Raw genomic sequence first — 25,199 nt, 5'->3', positions numbered from 1 at the left:
TGTGTTCAGTTCAAGAAGCCATCCGCGCGCAGCAGGGTTTCCAGGCAGTGCTCGCTGATCTGGTAGAACGCCTTCAGCGCCTGGATTTTCTCCAGCAACTGCGCGTTGTCCACCGGCTCGCTGCGCTTGATCGCCAGAATCATCTTGTTCTTGTTGGTGTGTTCCAACGAGATGAACTCGAACACCTTGGTCTCATACCCACAGGCCTCGAGGTACAGCGCACGCAGGCTGTCGGTGACCATTTCCGCCTGTTGGCCCAGGTGCAGGCCGTATTGCAGCATCGGCTTGAGCAGCACCGGGCTCTGGATCTGCAGGCGAATCTGTTTGTGGCAGCACGGCGAGCACATGATGATCGACGCGCCCGAACGGATACCGGTGTGGATCGCGTAATCGGTGGCAATGTCACAGGCATGCAGCGCAATCATTACGTCCAGGTCACTGGGCGCCACGCTGCGTACGTCACCGCACTTGAACACCAGCCCAGGGTGTTCCAGGCGTGCGGCCGCGCTGTTGCACAACGTCACCATGTCTTCGCGCAGTTCCACGCCAGTCACTTCGCCCTCGGCCTTGAGGGTGTTGCGCAGGTAATCGTGGATGGCGAAGGTCAGGTAACCCTTGCCCGAACCGAAATCGGCGACGCGCACCGGCTGATCCAGTTTCAGCGGCGACGAGGTCAGCGCATGGCTGAACACTTCGATGAACTTGTTGATCTGCTTCCACTTGCGCGACATCGACGGGATCAGCGCCTGCTTGGCGTCGGTCACGCCCAGGTCGGCGAGGAATGGCCGGCTCAGGTCAAGGAAGCGATTTTTCTCGCGGTTGTGCTCGGCGGACGGCGCCTCACGCAGTTGCTGGGGCTTGCTTTTGAACAGCGAGCTTTTGTTCTTCTTGCTGTATTCCAGCTGGGCTTCGTCGGTCAGCGACAGCAAATGCGCATTCTTGAACGAGGTGGGCAGCAGCGCAGCAATCGCTGCCACGCCCTCGGCCAGCGGCAAGTTCTTGGTGATATCGCGGGTCTTGTAGCGGTAAACGAAGGACAGGCAGGCCTGCTCCTTGACCTCTACCGGCTTGATGATCAGCCGTTGCAAATCGGCTTCCTCACCCACGTACTTGGCCAGCACCAGCTTGATAAACGCGTTCTGCGCCAGGCTTGCGCTCAGCAGTTCGATGAACTGGGCGTGATGATCCGGCGCAGGGCGGGCAGGTTGAGCGGTGACGGACATGAACAAAAACGCCTCGGGCTGGGAATGCCGGGCATTTTAGGGGGGATGAAGGTTTAGGGCACGGGGTTATTTGCTCAACGGTCGATTCGTCCAGCCTGCACAGATCCAAAGGTGGGAGGGGGCTTGCCCCCGATGGCGGTGTATCAGCTCCAAATGAGTTGCTTGACACACGGCCATCGGGGGCAAGCCCCCTCTCACATTTTGGTTCAGTGGTGTTTGGGTTATTCGAGTACGACCAACCTGTTGGGCAGTTCATTACGGGTTTGCGTCACCGGCACATGCACCTTGAGCAACTCGCCGCAGGCCTCAATGCACGCGATAAACCCGGCCAACGTCTGCCCTTGCTTCACCTGCTGGGTGAACGCCTTGACGATGGTGTCCCAACTGCCGTCATCCAGGCGCTTGGAAATGCCCTCGTCCACCAGGATTTCCACATAGCGCTCCGCCTCGCTGACAAAAATCAGCACACCAGTGCCGCCCAGCGTGTGGTGCAGGTTCTGCTCCAGGAACTGGCGGCGCGCCAGGTTGGACGCGCGCCAATGCCGCACTGACCGCGGGATCAGACGCGTGGTGACTTTCGGCAGGCGAAACACCAAGCACAACACGATAAACGTTGCCCACTGTGCCAGCAGCAAGGTGTACATGGTCAGGTAGCCCGACAAGTAATGCACCACGCCGGGCACCACCAAGGCGATCAGACTGGCCCAGAGCAACGGGATGTAAGCGTAATCATCGGCACGCGCCGCCAGCACGGTGACCAGTTCGGCATCGGTGGTTTTTTCGACCCGAGCGATCGCCTCAGCGACCTGGCGTTGCTCGTGTTCACTCAGTAGTGCCATGGTTGTAGATGCCCCTTTCTAGTTATTGTCATTACCAGCCACCTGAGGCCCCGCCACCGCCAAAACCACCGCCGCCGCCTCTGAAGCCACCACCGCCGCCCCCGCCACCGCCGCCGCGCCCGCTGCTGCTGAGAATCGCCAGCAGAATAGCGCCAACCGGCAGGCCCAGGCGGTTGCACAGCCACAGCACGCCAATCAGCAAGATGAACAAGCCGATGGAAAACCCCGGGTTGTTCTTGGCGAAATTCGCATCGGCCACATGCGCCGGCACGGCCAGCGGCTCGCCACCCACCACCTGCACCAGCGCCGCCACACCGTCGCTGATGCCCTGGCTGTAATTGCCCGCCTTGAACTTGGGCGCGATCACCTGGTTGATGATCACCCACGACTGCGCATCGGTCAGCACACCTTCGAGGCCATAGCCGACTTCGATGCGCAACTTGTGCTCATCACGGGCGACGATCAACAGCGCGCCGTTGTCCTTGCCCTTCTGCCCGATGCCCCACTGGCGACCCAATTGGTAACCGTAGTCTTCAATGGGCACGCCTTGCAGGTCAGGCACGGTGACCACCACGATCTGGTCGCCCGAGGTTTGCTCCAGCGCCTGCAACTGCTGGGTGATCTGCGCGCGGGTTGCCGGGTCGATCATCTGGGCGCTGTCCACCACCCGTCCGGTCAAGGCCGGGAACGTCAATGCCGCCTGGGCGGCACCCACGCAGGCCAGCAACCACAGCGCCAAGCCTATCCGTAATAAACGCATCGACACCTCAGAGAAGCCTTATTTGAACTTCACTTGTGGCGCTTTATCGGCATCGGCGCTGGTGGCTTCAAACGTGGCGCGGATCGGCAAGTCGCTGTACATCACGCTGTGCCACAGGCGGCCAGGGAAGGTACGGATTTCGGTGTTGTAAGCCTGCACGGCCTGGATAAAGTCACGGCGAGCCACGGCAATGCGGTTTTCTGTGCCTTCAAGTTGCGATTGCAGGGCCAGGAAGTTCTGGTTGGCTTTGAGGTCCGGGTAGCGCTCGGACACCACCATCAAACGGCTGAGGGCGCCGCTCAAACCATCCTGGGCTTGCTGGAACTGCTTGAGTTTTTCCGGATTGTCGAGGGTGCTGGCATCCACCTGAATCGAGGTGGCCTTGGCCCGCGCTTCGATCACGGCGGTGAGGGTATCTTGCTCATGTGCTGCGTAACCCTTGACCACTTCCACCAGGTTGGGGATCAGGTCGGCGCGGCGCTGGTACTGGTTCTGCACCTGGCCCCAGGCCGCCTTGGCCTGTTCATCCAGAGTCGGAATGGTGTTGATGCCGCAACCGCTCAGCACTGTGCTGATCAATAGCAAAGCGGCGGCTTTCAAGCCCCAGCGGTAACCTTGTGCTGCTTGCATGGTGTTTCTCCTGCCCAAACTTGATGGAAGTTGACGACTAACCCTTTAAACCACGCGCTTGGGGCATAATCCGCCGCCACCACTGGATTGCATTGAGCCAATCAGCTAAAAAGATGCCCAGCGCGAATAAGAGTTCACAAGTGTCGTGCATTTACTGCAATAACACTCGAACAACAACATATGTTCCCCACATTTTGGCAGAGCGGCGCATTTTCGCTGTGCAGTAGCCGAAAAAGGATATTCATGAAGAAGCTGTGTTTGCTCGGCCTTGTTGCCACTCTGGCCACTCACCCCGTCTGGGCAGAAACAAAGCCTGCTGCGCTTAAAGACAAGGACGCCTTTGTCAGCGACCTGCTCAAGCAGATGACCCTGGATGAAAAGATCGGCCAATTGCGCCTGATCAGCATCGGTCCCGAAATGCCCCGCGAGCTGATCCGCAAGGAAATCGCCGCCGGCCGTATCGGCGGCACCTTCAACTCGATCACCCGCCCGGAAAACCGTCCGATGCAGGACGCGGCCATGCGCAGCCGGTTGAAGATCCCGATGTTCTTCGCCTATGACGTGATCCACGGCCACCGCACAATCTTCCCGATCAGTTTGGCCCTGGCCTCCAGCTGGGACATGGACGCCATCGGCCGCTCCGGGCGCATCGCCGCCCAGGAAGCCGCTGCCGACAGCCTCGACATCACCTTTGCGCCGATGGTCGACATCTCCCGCGACCCACGCTGGGGCCGTACATCCGAAGGCTTCGGCGAAGACACCTACCTGGTCTCGCGCATTGCCGAGGTCATGGTCAAGGCCTTCCAGGGCGCCAGCCCCGCCAATGCCGACAGCATCATGGCCAGCGTCAAGCACTTCGCCCTGTATGGCGCGGTAGAAGGCGGTCGCGACTACAACGTGGTCGACATGAGCCCGGTCAAGATGTACCAGGACTACCTGCCGCCGTACCACGCGGCAATCAAGGCCGGTTCCGGCAGCGTGATGGTGGCGTTGAACTCGATCAACGGCGTGCCTGCCACCGCCAACACCTGGCTGATGAACGACTTGCTGCGCAAGGACTGGGGCTTCAAAGGCCTGGCCGTCAGTGACCACGGTGCGATCTTCGAGCTGATCAAGCACGGCGTGGCCAAGGACGGGCGTGAAGCCGCCAAGCTGGCGATCAAGGCCGGCATCGACATGAGCATGAACGACTCGCTGTATGGCAAGGAACTGCCGGGGTTGCTCAAGTCCGGCGAAATCGAACAGAGCGACATCGACAACGCCGTGCGCGAAGTGCTCGGCGCCAAGTACGACATGGGCCTGTTCAACGACCCGTACCTGCGCATCGGCAAAGCCGAAGATGACCCGGCCGACACCTATGCCGAGAGCCGCCTGCACCGCGCCGACGCCCGTGATATTGCGCGCCGCAGCCTGGTGCTGCTGAAAAACCAGAACGACACCCTGCCGCTGAAAAAGTCCGCGACCATCGCGCTGGTCGGCCCGCTGGCCAAGGCCCCTATCGACATGATGGGCAGCTGGGCTGCCGCCGGTAAGCCTGAACAATCGGTAACCCTGCTCGACGGCATCAATGCCGTGATCGGCGAAAAAGGCAAAGTGATCTACGCGCGTGGCGCCAACATCACCAACGACAAGGCCGTGGTCGACTACCTCAACTTCCTCAACTTCGATGCGCCGGAAGTGGTGGATGACACCCGCCCAGCCCAAGTACTGATCGACGAAGCGGTGAAAGCGGCGAAGGACGCTGACGTGGTGGTCGCGGCCGTAGGCGAGTCGCGTGGCATGTCTCACGAATCCTCGAGCCGCACCGATTTGAACATTCCGCAAAGCCAGCGCGACTTGATCAAGGCCCTCAAAGCCACCGGCAAACCGTTGGTGCTGGTGCTGATGAACGGCCGCCCACTGTCGATTCTCGACGAGAACCAACAAGCCGACGCGATCCTCGAAACCTGGTTCGCCGGCACCGAAGGCGGCAACGCGATTGCCGACGTGCTGTTCGGTGACTACAACCCGTCGGGCAAGCTGCCGATCACCTTCCCACGTTCGGTGGGGCAGATTCCGACCTACTACAACCACCTGAGCATTGGCCGGCCCTTCACGCCGGGCAAGCCGGGCAACTACACCTCGCAATACTTCGATGACGTCACCGGGCCGCTGTTCCCGTTTGGCTATGGCCTGAGCTACACCACGTTCAGCCTGTCTGACATGGCGCTGTCGTCCACGACGCTGAACAAGACCGGCAAGCTCGACGCCAGCGTCACGCTGAAAAACACCGGCAAGGTCGACGGCGAAACCGTGGTGCAGCTGTATATCCAGGACGTGGCCGGCTCGATGATCCGCCCGGTGAAAGAGCTGAAGAACTTCCAGAAGGTCATGCTCAAGGCCGGTGAAGAGCGCACGCTGCACTTCACCATCACCGAAGAAGACTTGAAGTTCTACAACACCCAGCTCAAGTTCGCCGCGGAACCGGGCCAGTTCAATGTGCAGATCGGGCTGGATTCCCAGGATGTGCAGCAGCAGACGTTCGAGTTGCTGTAATACCTGCAGCCCCCTCTTCGTTGGAGAGGGGGCTTGCGCCCTTCCCCGTCTCAGTCAGTAAAAAGTCAGCGTTCCCTCCCCGCTTCAAGCCAAGTCCTACATCAGGCGCCCGGCCTACTCACGCACGCTATTGACCCGAAATAACTGTGCAGGTGTGTGGACCATGTCGCCCCCGAAAAACGTTCGAGCACCCGCAACGCAGGCGCCCGCTCAATCATCATTCAAGCCAGCGGCGATCGCCCTCTGTGTGCTCGGATGCCTGTCGAGCCTGGCGGCCCAGGCAGCCCGCTACGTCGAACAAGGCCGGTTGCACGATGCAGCCAGTTGGCACAGTCAAGAGTTCAACAAAGACTGGGGGCTGGGTGCAATCGGTGCCGACCACGCCTACGCCAGGGGGTTGAGCGGCACAGGGGGGCGGGTGGGCGTTTACGATTCTGGAACCGATGTGCGCCACCCTGAATTTGCCGGCAAGCCCCATTCCGGCGTGCGCCTGGCCGACCCTGGCTGCATGAGTGAGACAGTGCTGGCTGATGGCTGCTTTTTCAGCGAGGGTGACCGTTCCGCGGTGAATGTCATCGACTCGCTGCCTCCCGAAGCCTTGCTCGGCCTGGAGGAGGCCATTGCCAATGGCGACATCACCCGCGAAGAGCTTGATAACTATCTGAAAAATGTAAGCACTCACTACAACGCTCACGGCACGCACGTGGCCGGCAGGATAGTCGCCAACCGTGATGGCTCTGGCGTGCAGGGTGTGGCCTACGGCGCGCACATGAGTGCCGTGCGCAAATTCAGCAACAGCTACCTGGGCGGGCCTGGTTTAAGCCCTTTCAGCGTCACCAACTTAACGCCTGCAGCCGTGAGCAGGGCCTACGCGCAACTGCACGAACAACAGGTACGCGTGGTCAATCACAGTTGGGGCACACCTACGCCGCTGGCGGGTGAGGCAGAACTCGACGCCTTCCTGGCCGAGATAAATCAATATCAAGAGCTGAAGGCCACAGCCGAGGGCGCGATCAAATACGGCATGCTGCAGGTTTGGGCAGCGGGCAATACCGACACGGCCAACGCCTCGCCCCAAACAGCACCGTTTACCGGCGTCCATTCGAGCCTGCCCCGCGCAATCAAGGCGCTGGAGCCTTATTGGCTGACCGTGGTCAACCTCGATCAAAGCCTGACATTAAGCGATCGCTCCTACCGTTGCGGTTTCAGCAAAGACTGGTGCCTGGCCGCACCCGGAACGGATATCACCTCAGCCTGGGTGTCGGGTTCGATCACCACCGAAAACCACCATGACGCCGACGGCGAAGTCGATGGTTTCAAGGTGACCGGCGACAATCCCGCGTTCAACTACCTGACCGCCTCCGGCACCTCCATCGCCGCCCCGCACGTGACCGGCGGCCTGGCCCTGCTGATGGAACGCTTCCCCTACCTCGACAACCCGCAAATCCGCGACGTGTTGCTGACCACCGCCACCGACCTGGGTGAGCCTGGGGTAGACGACGTCTATGGCTGGGGCCTCATGAACCTGAAAAAAGCCATCGATGGCCCTGGCCAACTGCGGGTCGACACCGTGGTGAACATGGACCGCCCCGCCGGCGGCGCCAGGGTCTGGCAAGGCGGCGCCTGGGACGACTGGCGCAACGACATCAGCGGCCCGGGGCACCTGGAAAAAACCGGCATCGGCTGGCTGCGCCTGAGCGGCAACAACAGCTTTGCCGGCGTCACGCTCAAAGAGGGTGTGCTGGAGCTGGACGCCACCAATACCCTCAAAGGTGACGTTAACCTCGAAGGCGGTCTGCTGCGCCTGAATGGTTCACTGGCCATCGAGGGCGACTACCGACAAGCAGCCGGCTCCACCCTGATGACCGGGCTGACCAGCCAGACAGCCCCGGCCCCATTGCAGGTCCAAAAGGAGGCGTCCATCAACGGCGGCTCGTTGTACCTGAGTGCGCAACCCAACCACTATTACCTGGGCCAGCGTTACAGCATCCTTCAAGCCCAAGGTGCGTTGAATGGCGAATTTACCTCGGTAGACCGCCGCGAGTTCTCGCCTTTCCTCAGCGTTTCCCAGATCAGGCAAGGCAATAACTTGCTGGTGGAGTTTGGCCGCGGTCAGTCACTGGCGTCAGCGGCGCAGACTGCTAACCAACGCGCCGTCGCCCATGCTGCGGATGCTGAAACCCAACCCTCGCCGCTGCTGCAACGCCTGACCTCGCTGTTTCCCGAGCAAGCACCTGCAGCCCTGGATCAGTTGAGCGGCGAACTGCATGCCAGCACCCAAGCGGTACTGATTGAAAACAGCCGTGTCGTGCGCCAGGCCGCACTCGACCGTCAGCGCCTGGCGCAAGACAGCCGCGACGCCGCACTCGACGCCAACAACCAAGGCATCTGGGTGCAACTGCCGCGTCAATCCGGCCAATTCGCCGGCAACAGCAACACCACGCGCACTCACCACAACAGCACGGGCCTGCTGTTGGGGTTCGATCACACGCTGGAGCAAGGCACTCGCGTGGGCGTGGTCGCCGGCAGCGGCCGCTCGGACGTGAAGGCCGGTTCGCGAGGCAAAGCCAGCGTCGACACCTACCAATTGGCCCTGCACGCCGGCCACACGTGGGACGCGTTCGGCGTGTATGGCGGCATCGCCTATGCGCAACATGAGATCGAAACAAAACGCCGCGTCAGCTTCCCCGGCGTAGACAACCGCCTGACCGCCACATACGCCAGCCGCACCGTGCAGACGTTTGCCGAGGCCAACTACAGGTTCAGCCATGACTTCTGGAACTGGCAGCCGTATCTGCAACTGGCCAATGTGCAACAGCGCAGCGAAGGCTTCAAAGAGCGCGGCAGCATGGCCGCACTGAAGGGCAAACGCTCGAAGGAAAACGTCAACCTGACCACCGGCGGTGTGCGGGTCAACCTCGACCTGGGCAAGGCGCAGATCGGCCCGTCATGGCTGAGCCTGCGTGGCGGCCTGGCTTATACCCATGCAAGCGGCGACCTGCAACCCACCACTCAGGCAGCCTGGGACGGCGGCCGCGTGATGAGCGTCAGCGGCGCGCCGTTGGATCGCCTCAGCACCCGCCTGGAACTGGGCGCCACCGCGCGCCTGAGCCGCGACAGCACCTTGGACTTCGGCTTCAGCCAACAGCGCGGTGAGCGCACACGCGACCAAAGCCTTACGGCGCAGTACACATTGCAGTTTTAGTCAGCAACGGCGGGGGCGCCCTACCCCCGCCGATCCAACAGATTCACCACCAACCGATCAATCCAGCCCCACACCCGCTGCTTGACCCGCCGCCACAACGGCCGCGACTTCCATGCTTCCAGGCTCACGGCCTGGCTCTTGGCAAAATCGCGTTCGAAACTGTCAGCCACGGCCAGCGTCAATTGCGGGTCCAGCGCTTCCAGGTTGGCTTCCAGGTTGAAGCGCAAATTCCAGTGGTCGAAATTGCACGAGCCGATGCTCACCCAATCGTCCACCAGCACCATTTTCAGGTGCAGGAAGCACGGCTGGTATTCGAAAATCTGCACACCGGCGCGCAACAAACGCGGGTAATAACGGTGCCCGGCGTAGCGCACGGAGGGGTGATCGGTGCGCGGGCCGGTGAGCAGCAAACGCACATCCACCCCACGCCCCGCCGCGCGGCGCAAGGCACGGCGCACACTCCAGGTCGGCAGAAAATACGGCGTGGCCAGCCAGATTCTTTGCTGGCCGCTGTTCAAGGCGCGGATCAGCGACTGCAGGATATCGCGGTGCTGACGCGCGTCGGCATAGGCGACGCGCCCCAGGCCTGGCCCGGTGGCCGGCACCTTGGGCAGGCGCGGCAAACCAAAATGGGTAGCGGGCTTCCATTCTCGGCGAGCGGCATTGGCGTGCCATTGCCGCTCGAACAGCGCTTGCCAGTCCAGCACCAACGGGCCGCTGATTTGCACCATCACTTCATGCCATTCGGCCGTGTCTTGCCCTGGCGTCCAGAATTCATCGGTCACGCCGGTGCCGCCGACCACGGCAATGCTCTGGTCAATCAGCAACAGCTTGCGGTGGTCGCGGTAAAGATTGCGCATCCAGCGCCGCCAGCTCAGGCGATTATAGAACCGCAGCTCCACACCCGCGTCGGTCAGGCGCTTACGCAAACTCAGGGTAAACGCCAGGCTGCCGTAATCATCAAACAAACAGCGCACCCGCACGCCGCGCTCGGCGGCGAGTACCAGCGCCTGCACCATGGCGTCGGCGCAGGCGCCGGCTTCCACCAGGTACAACTCCAACTCGACTTGCCGCTCAGCGCGGGCAATGCCCGCCAGCATCTGCGGGAAGAAACGCGGGCCGTCGATCAGCAACTCGAAACGGTTGGCGCTGCGCCACGGGAAGACTGCGCCGCTCACGTCAGCGCGCCGTAAAAATCAGTACCGCACCCACCGGCACCGACAAACTGATCGACTTGAGCCCCGCCGCTTTGCGCAAGGTGGCCACGCCCGGTGCCAGGTCAAAATCTTCGGCATGCAACACCACCGGCTCCAGGGTCACCACCTGAAAGCGCCGGTCATCCAGGCGCGTGGCCAGCAGTTCGGCGCTGTAAGTCTGAGTCTTGCCGTGCAACGTCACACTCAACGGCAGGCGCAATTCCAGCTGCGCGCCGGGAGCCAGATCGTTGATGGGTTGCAGGTTGATCTGCGCAGTGATCAGCGCTTCGGGGAAGGTCTTGATGTCGAACAGGTCATTGCGCATGCGCTCATCGCGCAGCGGGATGCCGCTGTTGATCGACTCCACCTCCACTTCCAACTGGGCCGCGCCCTGGCTGTCGACCTTGCCATGCAACACCAGGAAACGCTGTACTTCCGCGACCTCGGTGTTTTTGGTGGTGACGAACGACAGGCGTGAGGATTCGTTATCCAGATACCAGTCGGCATGGGCAGGCAGAGCTGCAGCCGTCAGCAGCGTGAAGGCCAGGGGTTTGACGTTGAACATAAAGACTCGTGAGGCAAAAAACCTGGACGAACCTTAACTGTGCCGGGTGCAGGGCGCAATGTAACTGACAAAGCCGATCAAGGTGGGAGCTGGCTTGCCTGCGATAGCGGCAGGTCCGTCAACATTTCTGTCGCCTGTGCCGCCGTCTTCGCAGGCAAGCCAGCTCCCACAGGGAATTTGGGGTGCGTCAGGGATTCAGGCGGCAGCCTTGGCGATCACCCATCCAGCGCGCCGTATGCGTGCGCCCCAACCCACTGGCCGTCACTTCACTGCGCTCCGGGTTGTCGTTGAACGCGCTGGTCGGCACGTACTGCTTCACATACCCCAGGCAATACTCGGCCGGATAGTTCTGCACATACCGGCACGAGCAATATTCCTTGGCGGTGTACGCCGCGATGATGTCGGGGAAGGCTTGCAGGTTGACGCGCTCATGCCAGACCCAGCCCAGCAACGCGAGCAACAGCAGTAGAAACAGGCTGATGAACGGGTGTCGACGGATCATGGTTGTACCGCCGCGAGCACGCGTTTGAGCAATTCGTTGTGGCGGTAGCTGCCGTCGCGGTCATCGCCGTAGCGCACGATCACCAGGTGTTCATCGGGCATCACAAACAGCGCCTGGCCCCAGTGGCCGAGGGCGGCGAAGGTGTCGGCCGGGGCGTCGGGCCACGGGCGGGGCGCGCCTTGTACTTCGCGGTTCAGCCACCACTGGCCGCCGGGTACGGCTTCGTCCTGGCCGGCTTTGTAGTTGTCGAAGGGTTGGCGGTTGAAGGCGACCCACTCTTCAGGCAGCAATTGCTGCGCGCCCCAGCGCCCATCGCGCACCATCAGCAGGCCGACGCGCGCCAGGTCGCGGGCGGTGAGGTAGGCGTAAGAGGACGCGACGAAGGTTTCGTCGGCGTCGGTTTCCCAGGCGGCGTTGTGAATGCCCAGCGGCTTGAACAGCGCGTCCCACGGGTAACTCATATAGGCCTTGTGGCCGAGCATGCCTTTGAGGGTGGCGGAGAGGATGTTGCTGTCGCCGCTGGAGTAACGGAAGGCTTGGCCCGGTGCCGCTGCAGCCTCGGTGTCGGCGGCAAACTCGGCCATGTCGGCGCGGCCACGGGTGTAGAGCATCGCCACCACCGAGGATTTCAGCGGCGCGTATTCGTAATCTTCCTGCCAGTCCAGGCCCGAGGCCCAGTGCAGCAGGTCGGCCATCGTCACCTTGGGATGCTGCTTCATCGGCGGGTAAAAGCGTGCGGCGGGGTCGCTAAGTTTGAAGCGATTTTCGCCATAGGCCACACCGAGCACGGTGGCCATCAGGCTTTTGCTGATCGACCAGGTCAGGTGCGGCGTGCTCGCGGTAGTGGGTGCGGCGTAGCGTTCGTAGATGACTTCGCCGTCACGGATCACCAGCAGCGCGTCGGTGCGAATGCCTTGGCGGGTGGCGTCGTCACGGGTTGGGAACGCATAGGCAGTCAGCGCATCGACAGCGGGGCCGGTGAGTGCTGTGCCCTGGGCCCAGTCCTTGTCAGGCCAGGTGTCGGCGTGGGCGGCAACGGTGACGAACAGCAGGGCAACGCACAACAAGCCTCGGACCATGGACGCGAACTCAAGGGGGCATTCAAGCCCGCGAGCCTAGCCCAGGCGCATGACAGATTGGCGACATCAACGGCTGTCATCTAAGCGTCACCGTAACTTCATGGCGCTGACACCGAGCCTACATAGCCTGAGTTTGGACAAACAAGTCGACCGGCCGGAACGTGGCTGGCACTCGGAGATTCGCCATGACTCAGATCGCCCGCATCAGCGACACCGGCAATGAACGCCGCCTGCAAGCCGAACGCCTGATTGGCGCCAAGGCGTTGCAGGAAGCCCAGGCCCTGCGGTTCAACGTGTTCAGCGGCGAGTTCAACGCCAAGCTGAAAGGCGCGGAACTGGGTCTGGACATGGATGACTATGATGTTCACTGCAGCCACATCGGCGTGCGGGATTTGAACAGCGGTCGATTGGTCGCCACCACCCGTTTGCTCGACCACCAGGCCGCCAGCACCCTGGGTCGGTTCTACAGCGAAGAAGAATTCAGCCTGCACGGCTTGCTGCACCTGCAAGGCCCGATCCTGGAAATCGGTCGCACCTGCGTCGATCCGGCCTACCGCAACGGCGGCACCATTGCCGTGTTGTGGGGCGAGTTGGCGGAAGTCTTGAACCAGGGCGGCTACAGCTACTTGATGGGCTGCGCGAGCATCCCGATGCACGACGGCGGCATCCAGGCCCACGCGATCATGCAGCGCCTGCGCGAACGCTACCTGTGCAACGAACACCTGCGCGCCGAGCCGAAAAAGCCACTGCCGGCACTGGACCTGCCGTCCAACGTGATCGCCGAAATGCCGCCACTGCTCAAGGCCTACATGCGCCTGGGTGCGAAGATCTGCGGGGAGCCGTGCTGGGATGAAGATTTCCAGGTGGCCGACGTGTTCATCCTGCTCAAGCGTGACGAGCTGTGCCCACGTTACGCCCGCCACTTCAAGGCGGCCATGTAATGGCCCGCCTGCGCGTGTACGGGCGCATCGCCCGGGTGCTGCTGGTGGTCGCACTGGGGCTGAGCATGGCCAGTGTGTTTGGCGTGTTCGAGCGTTTGGGCGTGGCCAACTCGATGGTGCGCCGCCAGCGCTGGTCGCGATTCTTTATGGCGCGGCTGACCCATGCCCTGCCCTTTCGCGTGACGGTGCACGGTGAGTTGCCCAAAACGCCGATGCTGTGGGTGAGCAATCACGTGTCCTGGACCGATATCCCACTGCTGGGCGCTGTGGCGCCGATGTCCTTTCTGTCCAAGGCCGAAGTGCGCACCTGGCCGGTGGCCGGCTGGTTGGCGGCCAAAGCCGGCAGCTTGTTTATCCGCCGGGGTTCGGGCGACAGCCAATTGATCCGCAAGCAGATGACCCGTCACCTGGCGCAACAGCACCCGCTGCTGATGTTCCCCGAAGGCACTACGACCGACGGGCGCAGCCTGCGCACTTTCCACGGGCGGTTGCTGGCCAGTGCGATTGAAGCCGATGTGTCGCTGCAACCGGTGGCCATTCGTTATCTGCGTGATGGGCAAGTGGACCCGCTGGCACCGTTTATTGGTGACGACGATTTGCTCTCGCACCTGATGCGCCTGTTTTCCAACGACCAGGGCGATGTCGAGATTCATGTGCTGCAGCCGATTGCGTGTGCTGGGCAGGAACGCGCGGCGCTGGCGTTCCAGGCGCAGCAGGCGGTGCAGAAGGCGTTGTTTGGGCCGTTGCCGGAGGCTGAGCAAGTGGATGCTCGACCGGCGTTCGCAGCTTGAGATGAACTGAACACAGTTCAAAATGTGGGAGCTGGCTTGCCTGCGATTGCGATCTACCTGTGAATGCATCTGTTGCTGACACACCGCTATCGCAGGCAAGCCAGCTCCCACATGTTTTAGAGCTCAGTGGTCAGATGGGCTCGTGCAAATTCCTGCAACTCGGGATAGAACACCCGGAAGTCCTCACTCAACGGCTCATACAACACCCGCAACTCCTGCATGGCATGCCTCAATTCCTCGGGCTGGGTCAGACGCCGCGAGATCCCGCGCAACACCTGTTCCATCACCGCGAACTCGCGGTACGAACCCAGCCAATCATCCGCCGCCATATAGGGTGCGATCTGCGCCAGCCGTCCCGGCAACTGCGGCTCGGCCGCCAGCACGCGGTACACCTGCGCCGTGAAGCGCTCCAGCGGCTGGTCGGCATACCGCGCCCAGTCCCGCGCCAGGCAGTGATCGAAAAACACATCCAGGACAATCCCGGCGTAGCGCTTGCGGGTCAGGCTGAAGCGTGACAACGCCTCGCCTACCAAGGGGTGGCTGTCGGTGAAGCGATCGATGGAGCGATGCAACTGGATCGCCGCCTCGATTTGCGGGCTGAACTGGCCCTGCAGGCGGCCTTTGACGAAGTCGCCATAGAGGCTGCCCAGCAATTGCGCAGGAAGTTGGCCGCCCAGGTGCAGATGTGCGAGATAATTCATGGCGCGCAGTCTACCACTGCCCTCCATGTATCGTTATAACCCGATATACCGAAATAGCCGGTCTTAAGACCAAAAGCATATTGGTGTATCGGGATGTAACGATTTAAAGTTCGCCTCATCGCGATATAACGTTTTACGAAAACGAGCATCTGCCATGTCCATCGACCTCGACGAAATAATAAAAGCCCTGGCGCACCCAGTACGACGAGACATCCTCACCTGGCTGAAAGACCCGAAAGTGCAGTTCCCCGAGCAATTGCACAACCACGAATACGGCATCTGCGCCGGGCAGATCGACCAGCGCTGCGGCTTGTCCCAGTCGACCGTGTCGGCCCACCTGGCAACCTTGCAACGGGCGGGTTTGATCAGCAGCCAGAAGGCCGGGCAGTGGCACTTTTTCAGACGCAATGAGGAAGTGATCCAAGCCTTTCTCACGGCGCTTATTACAGAACTCAGCGCACCGGCGCTGTAACAAGGAAACGCAAATGCCCCTCTCGCTACTCATACTGGCCCTGAGCGCCTTCGCCATCGGCACCACCGAGTTCGTCATCATGGGCTTGCTGCCCGATGTGGCGGCGGACCTTGGCGTGTCGATTCCCGGCGCCGGCTGGCTGGTCACCGGCTACGCCTTAGGCGTGGCCATCGGCGCACCCTTCATGGCACTGGCCACCGCCAAGCTGCCGCGCAAGGCTGCCCTGGTCGCGTTGATGGGCATTTTTATCATTGGCAACCTGCTCTGCGCCCTGGCCAGTGACTACAACGTGCTGATGTTTGCCCGTGTGGTCACCGCGCTGTGCCACGGTGCGTTCTTTGGTATCGGTTCAGTGGTCGCCGCCAACCTGGTGCCGGCCAACAAGCGCGCTTCGGCAGTGGCCTTGATGTTCACCGGCTTGACCCTGGCCAATGTGCTCGGCGTGCCGCTGGGTACCGCTCTGGGCCAGGAAGCCGGCTGGCGCTCGACCTTCTGGGCCGTGACGGTGATCGGCGTTGTGGCGCTGATCGGCCTGATCCGCTTTCTGCCGGCCAAGCGTGACGAAGAAAAACTCGACATGCGCGCCGAGCTGGCCGCGCTCAAAGGCGCCGGCATCTGGTTGTCGCTGACCATGACCGCGCTGTTCGCCGCCTCCATGTTCACCCTCTTCACCTACGTCGCGCCGCTGCTGGGCGACGTCACCGGCGTGTCGCCCAAAGGCGTGACCTGGACCCTGCTGCTGATCGGCCTGGGCCTCACCGTGGGCAACATCATCGGCGGCAAGCTGGCGGACAAACGCCTGGCGGCCACCTTGATCGGTGTGTTCATCAGCATGGCGGTGGTGTCCACGGTACTGACCTGGACCAGCGTCGCGGTGATCCCGACCGAGATCACCCTGTTCCTGTGGGCCACCGCCTCGTTCGCCGCCGTACCGGCGCTGCAGATCAACGTGGTGACTTTCGGCAAGGCCGCACCGAACCTGGTGTCCACCCTGAATATCGGCGCCTTCAACATCGGCAACGCCCTCGGCGCCTGGGTCGGCGGCAGTGTGATTGCCCACGGTTTCGGCCTGACCATTGTGCCGTTGGCGGCTGCGGCCCTGGCGATCCTGGCCCTGCTGGTGACCTTGATTACTTTCCGTCAGAGCGGCGATGCCGACCTGGCCCCTGCGACCAACTGATCAATCCACTTAAAGAGAAGGGTGTTATCCCATGACGACTATTTTCGATCCGATCAAACTGGGCGACCTGCAATTGTCCAACCGTATCATCATGGCGCCGCTGACCCGCTGCCGTGCCGATGAAGGCCGCGTACCCAACGCGCTGATGGCCGAGTACTACGTGCAACGCGCGTCTGCCGGGCTGATCCTCAGCGAAGCCACCTCCGTGACGCCGCTGGGCGTGGGCTACCCGGACACCCCGGGCATCTGGTCCAACGACCAGGTACGCGGCTGGGCCAATGTGACCAAGGCCGTGCACGGCGCGGGCGGCAAGATCTTCCTGCAACTGTGGCACGTCGGCCGTATTTCCCACGAGTCGTACCTGAACGGCGAAACCCCGGTGGCACCGAGCGCGATCCAGCCCAAGGGCCACGTTAGCCTGGTGCGTCCGCTGGCCGACTACCCGACGCCACGCGCGCTGGAAACCGCTGAAATCGCCGATATCGTCGACGCTTACCGCGTCGGCGCCGAAAACGCCAAGGCCGCAGGCTTTGACGGCGTGGAAATCCACGGCGCCAACGGTTACCTGCTCGACCAATTCCTGCAGAGCAGCACCAACCAGCGCACCGACAACTACGGCGGCTCCCTGGAAAACCGTGCGCGCCTGCTGCTGGAAGTGACCGACGCCGCCATCGACGTCTGGGGCGCCGGCCGCGTAGGTGTGCACCTGGCACCGCGTGCCGACTCCCATGACATGGGCGACGACAACCTGGCCGAAACCTTCACCTACGTCGCCAGTGAACTGGGCAAGCGTGGCATCGCGTTCATCTGCTCGCGCGAAAAAGAAGCCGGCGACAGCCTCGGTCCACAACTGAAAAAAGCCTTCGGTGGCCCGTACATCGCCAACGAACGCTTCACCAAGGACAGCGCCAACGCCTGGCTGGCCTCTGGCAAGGCAGACGCGGTGGCCTTCGGCGTACCGTTTATTGCCAACCCGGACCTGCCGGCCCGCCTGAAGGCCGACGCGCCGCTGAACGAAGCGCACCCGGAAACCTTCTACGCCAAAGGCCCGGTCGGCTACATCGACTACCCAACCCTGGCGCTCTGATCGTCTGAAACGCAAAAAGCCCCGGTTCGCAGGAACCGGGGCTTTTTACTGCGCGCTGGAATACTCATCGATCTGAATGTGGGAGCAGGCTTGCGTGGGAGCTGGCTTGCCTGCGATAGCAGCGTTGTGATGCCTCTGGCGGACCGAGGTGTCTGCATTGCGGGCAAGCCCGGCTCCCACACAAGCCGCTACACCATCTTGATTTGCGCCAGCTTTGGAAACACTCCTTCACAGGCTTGCAACAATATTGCTACAAAATACTTAGGCGGCTACCTATCAACCGGCCGCCAGCCCGTATATAAAGTCACCCCACCCTTCAGGCGCAAGGACGATTGACTGTCTCTCGTCTTTACTGTTGACACAACTGGACGCAATTACGCATTTTGTCTTAATTGCGCAGGCTGGGGCTCAGGCGCAGCATGTCCAGCCCTGCATCAACCCAGCGCTCAGCCTCTTGATGCAATTGAAAGCTGTCGGGCACCAGAAGCCATTGGCCGATCAGCCCATTGATGTAGGCATGCATGCACACCGCACCACGGGTGGTGTCGAGATTTTCCGGAAGCTGCCCGCGATGGACCGCGTTACGCAATGTCAGGCCGATACGCAGGTTGCATTCCAGGCTATGGGTCTGGCGCTGGCGACGCATGTCACACATTTCATCGGTGAACTCGCACTTATGAAACAAAATCTCATTGATGCGCCGGGTTTTCGGGTCCAGGGCCACCTGATGAAACAAATGAATCAGCAGCTTGCGCATACAGCCAAGCGGGTCGACTTCATCCTCGCTTTCGCTCGCCCGGGCCAGTTCGTCCAGGGGTTCGTGCAGCGTGTCCAGCAATGCCTGGAGCAAATCGGACTTGTTGCTGAAATGCCAGTAGATGGCACCGCGCGTCACACCGGCCAGCGCCGCGATGTCCGCCAGCGTCGTGCGCGCAACGCCGCGCTCATAAAAGGCCTGTTCAGCGGCTTCGAGAATCTGGCTGCGCGTTTCCTGAGCTTCCTCTTTGGTGCGACGAACCATGGCAGTAAAACCTCAATCAGAACACTTGGGACTATCGGTAACGCAGCTTTAATAGGCGGTAACGATCATCTGAATAATTGTGGGACGACACCGTCATGGGTGCCGAACGTACTAAAATCGAGGCTTTTGGACATGCTTTGTCAACATTCCGCGAAGCCTGTCAAGAGTTTACAAACAACCATGAACGTAAGTATATTGCGTAGCAAGCTACTTATCTACTCACAGCTTGTTTTTTACCCTTCCACACTTCTTGTGCGCATTCTGCGCGCCTGACCCGAGGATCTTCATGCAACTTAAGCCAGCTGTTACCGCTCTGGTCACTGCCGTCGCCCTGGCATCGCTGCTCAGCGGATGTAAAAAGGAAGAAGCGGCTCCGCCCGCTCAAACCCCTCAGGTCGGCGTGGTCACCATTCAACCGCAAGCCTTTACCCTGACCTCCGAATTGCCGGGGCGTACCACCGCCTTCCGCATTGCGGAAGTTCGGCCTCAGGTCAACGGCATCATTCTCAAGCGCCTGTTCAAGGAAGGCGCCGACGTGAAGGAAGGGCAACAGCTCTACCAGATCGACCCGTCGGTGTATGACGCGACCCTGAAAAGCGCACAAGCCAGCCTGACCCAGACCAAGTCCATCACCGACCGCTACAAGCAGTTGGTCGATGAGCAAGCCGTCAGCCGCCAGGAATACGACACGGCCGTCGCCAACCGCATGACTGCCGAAGCAAACGTTCAAACCGCCCAGATCAACGTGCGCTACACCAAAGTGTTCGCGCCGATCTCCGGGCGAATTGGCCGTTCTTCGGTCACCGAAGGCGCACTGGTCAGCAATGGCCAGGCCGATGCCATGGCCGTCATCCAGCAACTGGACCCGATCTACGTCGACGTCACGCAGTCTTCGGCTGAAATGCTGAAACTGCGCCGTGACCTGGAAAGCGGCCAGCTGGAAAAAGCCGGCGAAAATGCCGCCAAGGTCAAGCTGACCCTGGAAGATGGCAGCGCCTATGGCCAGGACGGCAAGCTGGAATTCTCTGAAGTGTCGGTCGACCAGACTACCGGTTCCGTGACCCTGCGCGCCGTGTTCCCGAACCCTGATCACACCCTGCTGCCGGGCATGTTCGTCCACGCCCAGCTGCAAGCCGGTGTGAACAGCAAGGCCATTCTGGCCCCGCAGCAAGGCGTGACCCGTGACCTCAAGGGCATCCCGACTGCGCTGATCGTGAACAAGGACAACAAGGTCGAGCAACGTCAGCTGGTCGCCAACCGTACTGCCGGCGCCTACTGGCTGGTGGAAAAAGGCCTGGACGCCGGTGACCGCGTGATCACCGAAGGCCTGCAATTCATCAAGCCGGGCATCGAAGTCAAGGTCAAGGACGCAGACAACGCCAAACCCGCCGGCACTGCCGCAGCGCCTGCTGCCGATGCTGGTAAAGGGGAGTAATCCATGTCGAAATTTTTTATCGACCGTCCCATTTTCGCCTGGGTAATTGCCCTGGTGATCATGCTGGTCGGGGCACTGTCGATCCTGAAGTTGCCCATCAACCAATACCCGGCCATTGCGCCGACCGCCATCGACATCCAGGTGACCTACCCAGGCGCGTCCGCACAAACCGTGCAGGACACCGTGGTGCAGGTCATCGAGCAACAGCTCAACGGTATCGACAACCTGCGTTATGTCGCCTCGGACAGTAACTCCGACGGCAGCATGACCATCACCGCGACGTTCAACCAGGGTACCAACCCGGACATCGCCCAGGTTCAGGTGCAGAACAAGCTGAACCTGGCGACCCCACTGCTGCCGCAAGAAGTGCAGCAGCAGGGTATCCGCGTGACCAAGTCGGTGAAGAACTTCCTGATGGTGATCGGTCTGGTGTCCGAAGACGGCAGCATGACCAAGGACGACTTGTCCAACTACATCGTGTCGAACATCCAGGACCCGATCTCCCGTACCGCCGGTGTGGGTGACTTCCAGGTGTTCGGTTCGCAGTACGCCATGCGTATCTGGCTCGACCCGGCCAAGTTGAACAACTACCAGCTGACGCCGGTGGATGTCAGCAACGCCATTCAGGCGCAGAACGTCCAGGTGGCCACCGGTCAATTGGGCGGCCTGCCTGCCCTGCCCGGCACTCAGCTGAACGCCACCATCATCGGCAAGACACGTCTGCAATCGGCCGAAGAGTTCGGCAAGATCCTGATGAAGGTCAATGCCGACGGCTCGCAAGTTCGCCTGGGTGATGTTGCCCGTATCGAACTGGGCGGCCAGAACTACAGCATCAGCGCGCAGTTCAACGGCAAGCCGGCCTCGGGTATGGCGCTCAAACTGGCCGCCGGTGCCAACGCACTGGACACCGCCAAGGCGATCCGTGCCACGGTTGCGTCCCTGGAACCGTTCTTCCCGCCTGGCATGAAGGCGGTGGTGCCGTATGACACCACGCCGGTTGTGACCGAATCGATTTCCGGTGTGGTTCACACCCTGGTCGAAGCGATCGTGCTGGTGTTCCTGGTGATGTTCCTGTTCCTGCAGAATTTCCGCGCCACCATCATCACCACCATGACCGTACCGGTGGTATTGCTGGGCACCTTCGGGATCCTCGCGGCGTTCGGTTTTACCATCAACACCCTGACCATGTTCGGCATGATCCTGGCCATCGGCTTGCTGGTGGACGACGCCATCGTTGTGGTGGAAAACGTCGAGCGGGTAATGGCCGAGGAACACCTGTCGCCCAAGGAGGCGACGATCAAGTCCATGGGCCAGATCCAGGGCGCCCTGGTCGGTATCGCGCTGGTACTGTCGGCGGTACTGCTGCCAATGGCGTTCTTCGGGGGCTCCACCGGTGTGATCTACCGGCAGTTCTCCATCACGATTGTTTCGGCGATGGCGTTGTCGGTACTGGTTGCGCTGATCTTCACCCCGGCCTTGTGCGCCACCATGCTCAAGCCGATCGATCCGGAAAAGCACGGCCAACCCAAGCGTGGTTTCTTCGGCTGGTTCAACCGCACCTTCGACCGTGGCGTACTGAGCTACGAGCGCGGCGTGGGCAACATGATCAAGCACAAGCTCCCGGCATTCCTGGTGTATGCGCTGATCCTGGCCGGCATGATCTGGATGTTCACCCGCATTCCAAGCGCGTTCCTGCCCGACGAAGACCAGGGTGTGATCTTTGCCCAGGTGCAGACGCCGGTTGGCTCTTCGGCCGAACGCACGCAAAAAGTCATCGACGATATGCGCGCCTACTTGCTCAACAACAAGGAAGGCGAGCCAGGCGAAGGCAAAGGCGTTCAATCGGTGTTCACCGTGAACGGCTTCAACTTTGCCGGTCGTGGCCAGAGCTCTGGCCTGGCGTTCGTCATGCTCAAGTCGTGGGACGAGCGTGACTCATCCACCTCGGTGTTCGAGATTGCCAAGCGCGCCCAAGGCTACTTCTCGCAGACGTTCAAGGACGCCATGGTGTATGCCGTCGTTCCACCGTCTGTACTGGAGCTGGGTAACGCCACCGGTTTCGACGTGTTCCTGCAAGACCAGGGCGGCGTTGGCCACCAGAAGCTGATGGATGCGCGCAACCAGTTCCTGGGTGCGGCGGCACAAAGCAAGATCCTGGCGGGCGTGCGCCCCAACGGCGTGAACGACGAGCCGCAGTACGAGCTGTCGGTCGACGACGAAAAAGCCAGCGCCCAAGGCATCAGCCTGTCGGACATCCAGCAGACCCTGGCCATTGCCCTGGGGGGTAGCTACATCAACGACTTCATCGACCGTGGTCGTGTGAAGAAGGTGTATGTGCAGGGTGACGCGGCCAGCCGCATGTCTCCGGAAGACCTGGATAAGTGGTACGTGCGCAGCACCTCCGGGAAGATGGTGCCACTGTCGGCCATCTCGTCGGGCAAGTGGATCTACGGTTCGCCGAAGCTCTCGCGCTACAACGGTGTAGCGGCAATGGAAATCCTCGGGACTCCAGCGCCTGGCTACAGTACCGGTGACGCGATGGCGGAAGTCGAGCGCATCGCCAAGGATCTGCCGTCCGGTATTGGTTACTCGTGGACCGGCCTGTCGTATGAAGAACGTCTGTCCGGCTCCCAGGCACCTGCGCTGTACGCCCTGTCGCTGCTGGTGGTGTTCCTCTGCCTGGCAGCGCTGTACGAAAGCTGGTCGATTCCAATCGCGGTGATCCTGGTGGTGCCACTGGGTGTGATCGGTGCATTGATCGCCACCAGTCTGCGCGGCCTGTCCAACGACGTGTTCTTCCAGGTGGGCTTGCTGGTGACGGTGGGTCTGGCAGCGAAAAACGCCATCCTGATCGTGGAATTCGCCAAAGAGCTTCACGAGCAGGGCAAAGGTATTGTCGAGTCGGCCATCGAAGCCTCTCGTATGCGTCTGCGCCCGATCATCATGACGTCCATGGCGTTCATGCTCGGCGTATTGCCGCTGGCCATCTCCTCGGGCGCAGGCTCAGGCAGTCAGCACGCGATCGGTACCGGCGTAATTGGCGGTATGATCACCGCCACCGTCCTGGCGATCTTCTGGGTGCCACTGTTCTTTGCAACCGTGTCGTCTGCTGGCGAGCGCAACAAAAAGACGGACACTACTGAAACTCCTAAAGAGGCTGGCCAATGAGCAAGTCGCTACTTTCCCTAGCCGTCACGGCATTCGTGCTCAGTGGCTGCTCGCTGATACCTGACTACCAGCGCCCTGAAGCGCCGGTCGCAGCGCAGTACCCGCAGGGGCCGGCGTATTCGTCGGCCCAGGCGCCGGGCCAGGCCGCTGCCGAGCAGGGCTGGAAGCAGTTTTTCCATGACCCGGCCCTGCAGCAGCTGATCCAGACCGCGCTGGTCAACAACCGTGACCTGCGTGTCGCGGCCCTGAACATCGATGCCTATGCGGCGCAGTACCAGATCCAGCGCGCCGACCTGTTCCCGGCCATCTCGGCCACTGGCAGCGGCAGCCGCACACGCACCCCGGCCAAGTTGTCGCAGACTGGCGAAGCGGGCATCACCAGCCAGTACTCGGCCGGCCTCGGCATCAGCTCGTATGAACTGGACCTGTTCGGCCGCGTGCGCAGCCTCAGCGAAGAAGCACTGCAGAAGTACTTCGCCACTGAAGAAGCGCGGCGCAGCACCCAGATCAGCCTGGTGGCCAGTGTGGCCAACGCCTACCTGACCTGGCAGGCCGACAAGGAACTGCTCAAGCTGACCCAGGACACCCTCGGTGCCTTCGAGCAGAGCTACAAGCTGACCTCGCGCAGCAACGAAGTCGGCGTGGCCTCGGCCCTCGACCTCAGCCAGGCCCGCACCTCGGTGGAAAACGCGCGGGTGCAACTGGCGCGCTATACACGCCAGGTGGCCCAGGACGAAAACAGCCTGACCCTGCTGCTCGGCACCGGTCTGCCGGCCAATATCGCCAGCAAGCCGCTGTCGGATGACCTGCTCAGCGAAGTGCCAGCCGGGTTGCCATCGGACCTGCTGCAACGTCGTCCCGACATTGTGCAGGCCGAGTACAACCTCAAGGCCGCCAACGCCAACATCGGCGCGGCGCGTGCAGCGTTCTTCCCGAGCATCAGCCTCACCGCCAGTGCCGGTACTGCCAGCCCAACTTTGGGCGGCCTGTTCAAAGGCGGTTCGGGCACCTGGTCGTTTGCGCCGCAGATCAACATCCCGATCTTCAACGCCGGTAGCCTGCGCGCAAGCCTGGACTACTCGAAGATCCAGAAAGAGATCAACGTGGCCAACTACGAGAAGGCCATCCAGACCGGCTTCCAGGAAGTCTCCGACGGCCTCGCCGCGCGCGCGACTTACAAGCAGCAACTGGACGCCCAGCGTGGCTTCGTCGCGGCCAACCAGGATTACTACCGCCTGGCCGAGCGTCGCTACCGCATTGGTGTCGACAGCAACCTGACGTTCCTCGACGCCCAGCGCCAACTGTTCAGTGCCCAGCAATCGCTGATCACCGACCGTCTGGCGCAGCTCAACAGCGAGGTCAACCTGTACAAGGCCCTTGGTGGTGGCTGGAACGAGCAGACCGCGAAGAACGAGCCTGTGAAAGAAGAAGCACCGGCACTGAAGTTGTTCTGATCGTGCTGCTGTAAATAAAACCGCTTCCCTTACCGGAAGCGGTTTTTTTTGCCGCTTCATTAAGCACCGTGAATCAAAGGTGGGAGCTGGCTTGCCTGCGATAGCGGTGTGTCAGCCACACCTGTACTGACTGACCCGCCGCTATCGCAGGCAAGCCAGCTCCCACAGAAAAGCAAAACAGAAGCGGTGTGCCAGTCGACCTAAAGGGGGAGCTGAACTCGGTTAAATTGTGGGAGCGGGCTTGCTCGCGAAGGCGGTGGGTCAGTTAAAAATGAGCTGACTGACACACCGCATTCGCGAGCAAGCCCGCTCCCACATTTGGACCTCATCACCTCAGGAGGTCCTCTACTGCTTTGTTTTTGCTGTGCTTTTACCTCTGCCAACTCAAGCCCACTGTACTGTGCTTTTTATTTTG

20 protein-coding genes are annotated in these 25,199 nt (G+C 61.4%); 10 read left to right on the top strand and 10 right to left on the bottom strand.

All coding sequences use genetic code 11. The features are described 5' to 3' along the window. Positions 1-5 precede the first annotated feature (5 nt). The 4 genes from C4J83_RS07250 to C4J83_RS07235 form a co-directional block, all read right to left on the bottom strand. Positions 6-1,223, bottom strand: a complete 1,218-nt coding sequence (locus C4J83_RS07250) for a class I SAM-dependent methyltransferase (protein WP_119738901.1) — start codon at positions 1,221-1,223, stop codon at positions 6-8. Positions 1,224-1,444: 221 nt separating this feature from the next. Next, on the bottom strand, positions 1,445-2,062 hold the full coding sequence (locus C4J83_RS07245; protein ID WP_106577058.1) for a TPM domain-containing protein: 618 nt from the start codon (positions 2,060-2,062) through the stop codon (positions 1,445-1,447). A gap of 31 nt (positions 2,063-2,093) precedes the next feature. After that, complete coding sequence (locus C4J83_RS30920; protein ID WP_124416662.1) at positions 2,094-2,822, bottom strand: TPM domain-containing protein; 729 nt, start codon at positions 2,820-2,822, stop codon at positions 2,094-2,096. An 18-nt stretch (positions 2,823-2,840) separates the two neighbouring features. Then, entirely contained in the window at positions 2,841-3,452 is a 612-nt protein-coding gene (locus C4J83_RS07235) for a LemA family protein (RefSeq protein ID WP_106577060.1), read from the bottom strand. Positions 3,453-3,695: 243 nt separating this feature from the next. Between C4J83_RS07235 and bglX the strand changes: the two genes are divergently transcribed. Together bglX and C4J83_RS07225 are read left to right on the top strand one after the other, a co-directional pair. Further along, positions 3,696-5,987 (top strand): beta-glucosidase BglX, encoded by a 2,292-nt coding sequence (bglX, locus tag C4J83_RS07230; RefSeq protein ID WP_106577061.1) that lies wholly within the window; start codon positions 3,696-3,698, stop codon positions 5,985-5,987. A 163-nt stretch (positions 5,988-6,150) separates the two neighbouring features. Beyond that, entirely contained in the window at positions 6,151-9,192 is a 3,042-nt protein-coding gene (locus tag C4J83_RS07225) for a S8 family serine peptidase (RefSeq protein ID WP_124416661.1), read from the top strand. A 20-nt stretch (positions 9,193-9,212) separates the two neighbouring features. Here the strand turns inward: C4J83_RS07225 and C4J83_RS07220 are convergent, their stop codons facing one another. The 4 genes from C4J83_RS07220 to C4J83_RS07205 all read right to left on the bottom strand — a co-directional run bounded on the left by C4J83_RS07220 (position 9,213) and on the right by C4J83_RS07205 (position 12,534). Then, on the bottom strand, positions 9,213-10,370 hold the full coding sequence (locus C4J83_RS07220; protein WP_124416660.1) for a phospholipase D-like domain-containing protein: 1,158 nt from the start codon (positions 10,368-10,370) through the stop codon (positions 9,213-9,215). A 1-nt stretch (position 10,371) separates the two neighbouring features. Beyond that, a complete protein-coding gene (locus C4J83_RS07215; protein ID WP_124416659.1) occupies positions 10,372-10,953 on the bottom strand; it encodes a YceI family protein in 582 nt (193 codons plus the stop codon). Positions 10,954-11,140: 187 nt separating this feature from the next. Then, positions 11,141-11,455 (bottom strand): amidase, encoded by a 315-nt coding sequence (locus C4J83_RS07210; protein ID WP_106577065.1) that lies wholly within the window; start codon positions 11,453-11,455, stop codon positions 11,141-11,143. After that, complete coding sequence (locus tag C4J83_RS07205; RefSeq protein ID WP_124416658.1) at positions 11,452-12,534, bottom strand: serine hydrolase domain-containing protein; 1,083 nt, start codon at positions 12,532-12,534, stop codon at positions 11,452-11,454. The genes C4J83_RS07210 and C4J83_RS07205 overlap by 4 nt, the downstream gene beginning before the upstream one ends. 185 nt (positions 12,535-12,719) lie before the next feature. Between C4J83_RS07205 and olsB the strand changes: the two genes are divergently transcribed. Next, complete coding sequence (gene olsB / locus C4J83_RS07200) at positions 12,720-13,475, top strand: L-ornithine N(alpha)-acyltransferase (protein ID WP_119738887.1); 756 nt, start codon at positions 12,720-12,722, stop codon at positions 13,473-13,475. After that, complete coding sequence (locus C4J83_RS07195; RefSeq protein WP_124416657.1) at positions 13,475-14,266, top strand: lysophospholipid acyltransferase family protein; 792 nt, start codon at positions 13,475-13,477, stop codon at positions 14,264-14,266. Before olsB ends, C4J83_RS07195 begins: the two co-directional genes overlap by 1 nt. A 116-nt stretch (positions 14,267-14,382) precedes the next feature. On the opposite strand, the gene C4J83_RS07190 is transcribed toward C4J83_RS07195, so the two are convergent. Next, a complete protein-coding gene (locus C4J83_RS07190) occupies positions 14,383-14,967 on the bottom strand; it encodes an acyl carrier protein phosphodiesterase (protein WP_119738883.1) in 585 nt (194 codons plus the stop codon). A gap of 154 nt (positions 14,968-15,121) precedes the next feature. Here C4J83_RS07190 and C4J83_RS07185 point away from each other — a divergent pair, with 154 nt between their 5' ends. Genes C4J83_RS07185 through C4J83_RS07175 form a run of 3 tightly spaced genes read left to right on the top strand, consistent with a single transcriptional unit; the run spans position 15,122 to position 17,706 of the window. Next, the gene (locus C4J83_RS07185) at positions 15,122-15,439 is read left to right on the top strand and encodes an ArsR/SmtB family transcription factor (protein WP_106577070.1); all 318 of its coding nucleotides are present in this window, start codon (positions 15,122-15,124) and stop codon (positions 15,437-15,439) included. Positions 15,440-15,452: 13 nt separating this feature from the next. Further along, positions 15,453-16,619: an MFS transporter gene (locus tag C4J83_RS07180; protein ID WP_124416656.1), complete on the top strand. Its 1,167-nt coding sequence runs from the start codon at positions 15,453-15,455 to the stop codon at positions 16,617-16,619. Between the two features lie 31 nt (positions 16,620-16,650). Then, entirely contained in the window at positions 16,651-17,706 is a 1,056-nt protein-coding gene (locus tag C4J83_RS07175) for an alkene reductase (protein WP_106577072.1), read from the top strand. A 388-nt stretch (positions 17,707-18,094) separates the two neighbouring features. Here the strand turns inward: C4J83_RS07175 and C4J83_RS07165 are convergent, their stop codons facing one another. Then, positions 18,095-18,727, bottom strand: a complete 633-nt coding sequence (locus C4J83_RS07165) for a TetR family transcriptional regulator (protein ID WP_106577073.1) — start codon at positions 18,725-18,727, stop codon at positions 18,095-18,097. A 286-nt stretch (positions 18,728-19,013) separates the two neighbouring features. Between C4J83_RS07165 and C4J83_RS07160 the strand changes: the two genes are divergently transcribed. From C4J83_RS07160 to adeC, 3 genes are read left to right on the top strand one after another with little or no spacing between them, the layout of a single operon-like run. Next, entirely contained in the window at positions 19,014-20,162 is a 1,149-nt protein-coding gene (locus tag C4J83_RS07160) for an efflux RND transporter periplasmic adaptor subunit (protein ID WP_119738874.1), read from the top strand. Positions 20,163-20,165: 3 nt separating this feature from the next. Further along, entirely contained in the window at positions 20,166-23,330 is a 3,165-nt protein-coding gene (locus C4J83_RS07155) for an efflux RND transporter permease subunit (protein WP_119738872.1), read from the top strand. Further along, the gene (gene adeC, locus C4J83_RS07150; RefSeq protein ID WP_119738870.1) at positions 23,327-24,784 is read left to right on the top strand and encodes an AdeC/AdeK/OprM family multidrug efflux complex outer membrane factor; all 1,458 of its coding nucleotides are present in this window, start codon (positions 23,327-23,329) and stop codon (positions 24,782-24,784) included. The genes C4J83_RS07155 and adeC overlap by 4 nt, the downstream gene beginning before the upstream one ends. The last annotated feature ends 415 nt before the right edge of the window (positions 24,785-25,199 follow it).

The sequence above is a fragment of the Pseudomonas sp. LBUM920 genome (genome assembly GCF_003852315.1).
Taxonomy (GTDB): domain Bacteria; phylum Pseudomonadota; class Gammaproteobacteria; order Pseudomonadales; family Pseudomonadaceae; genus Aquipseudomonas.
Note: the sequence above shows the minus strand (reverse complement) of the source record. Positions and strands in the feature narration are given on the sequence as shown.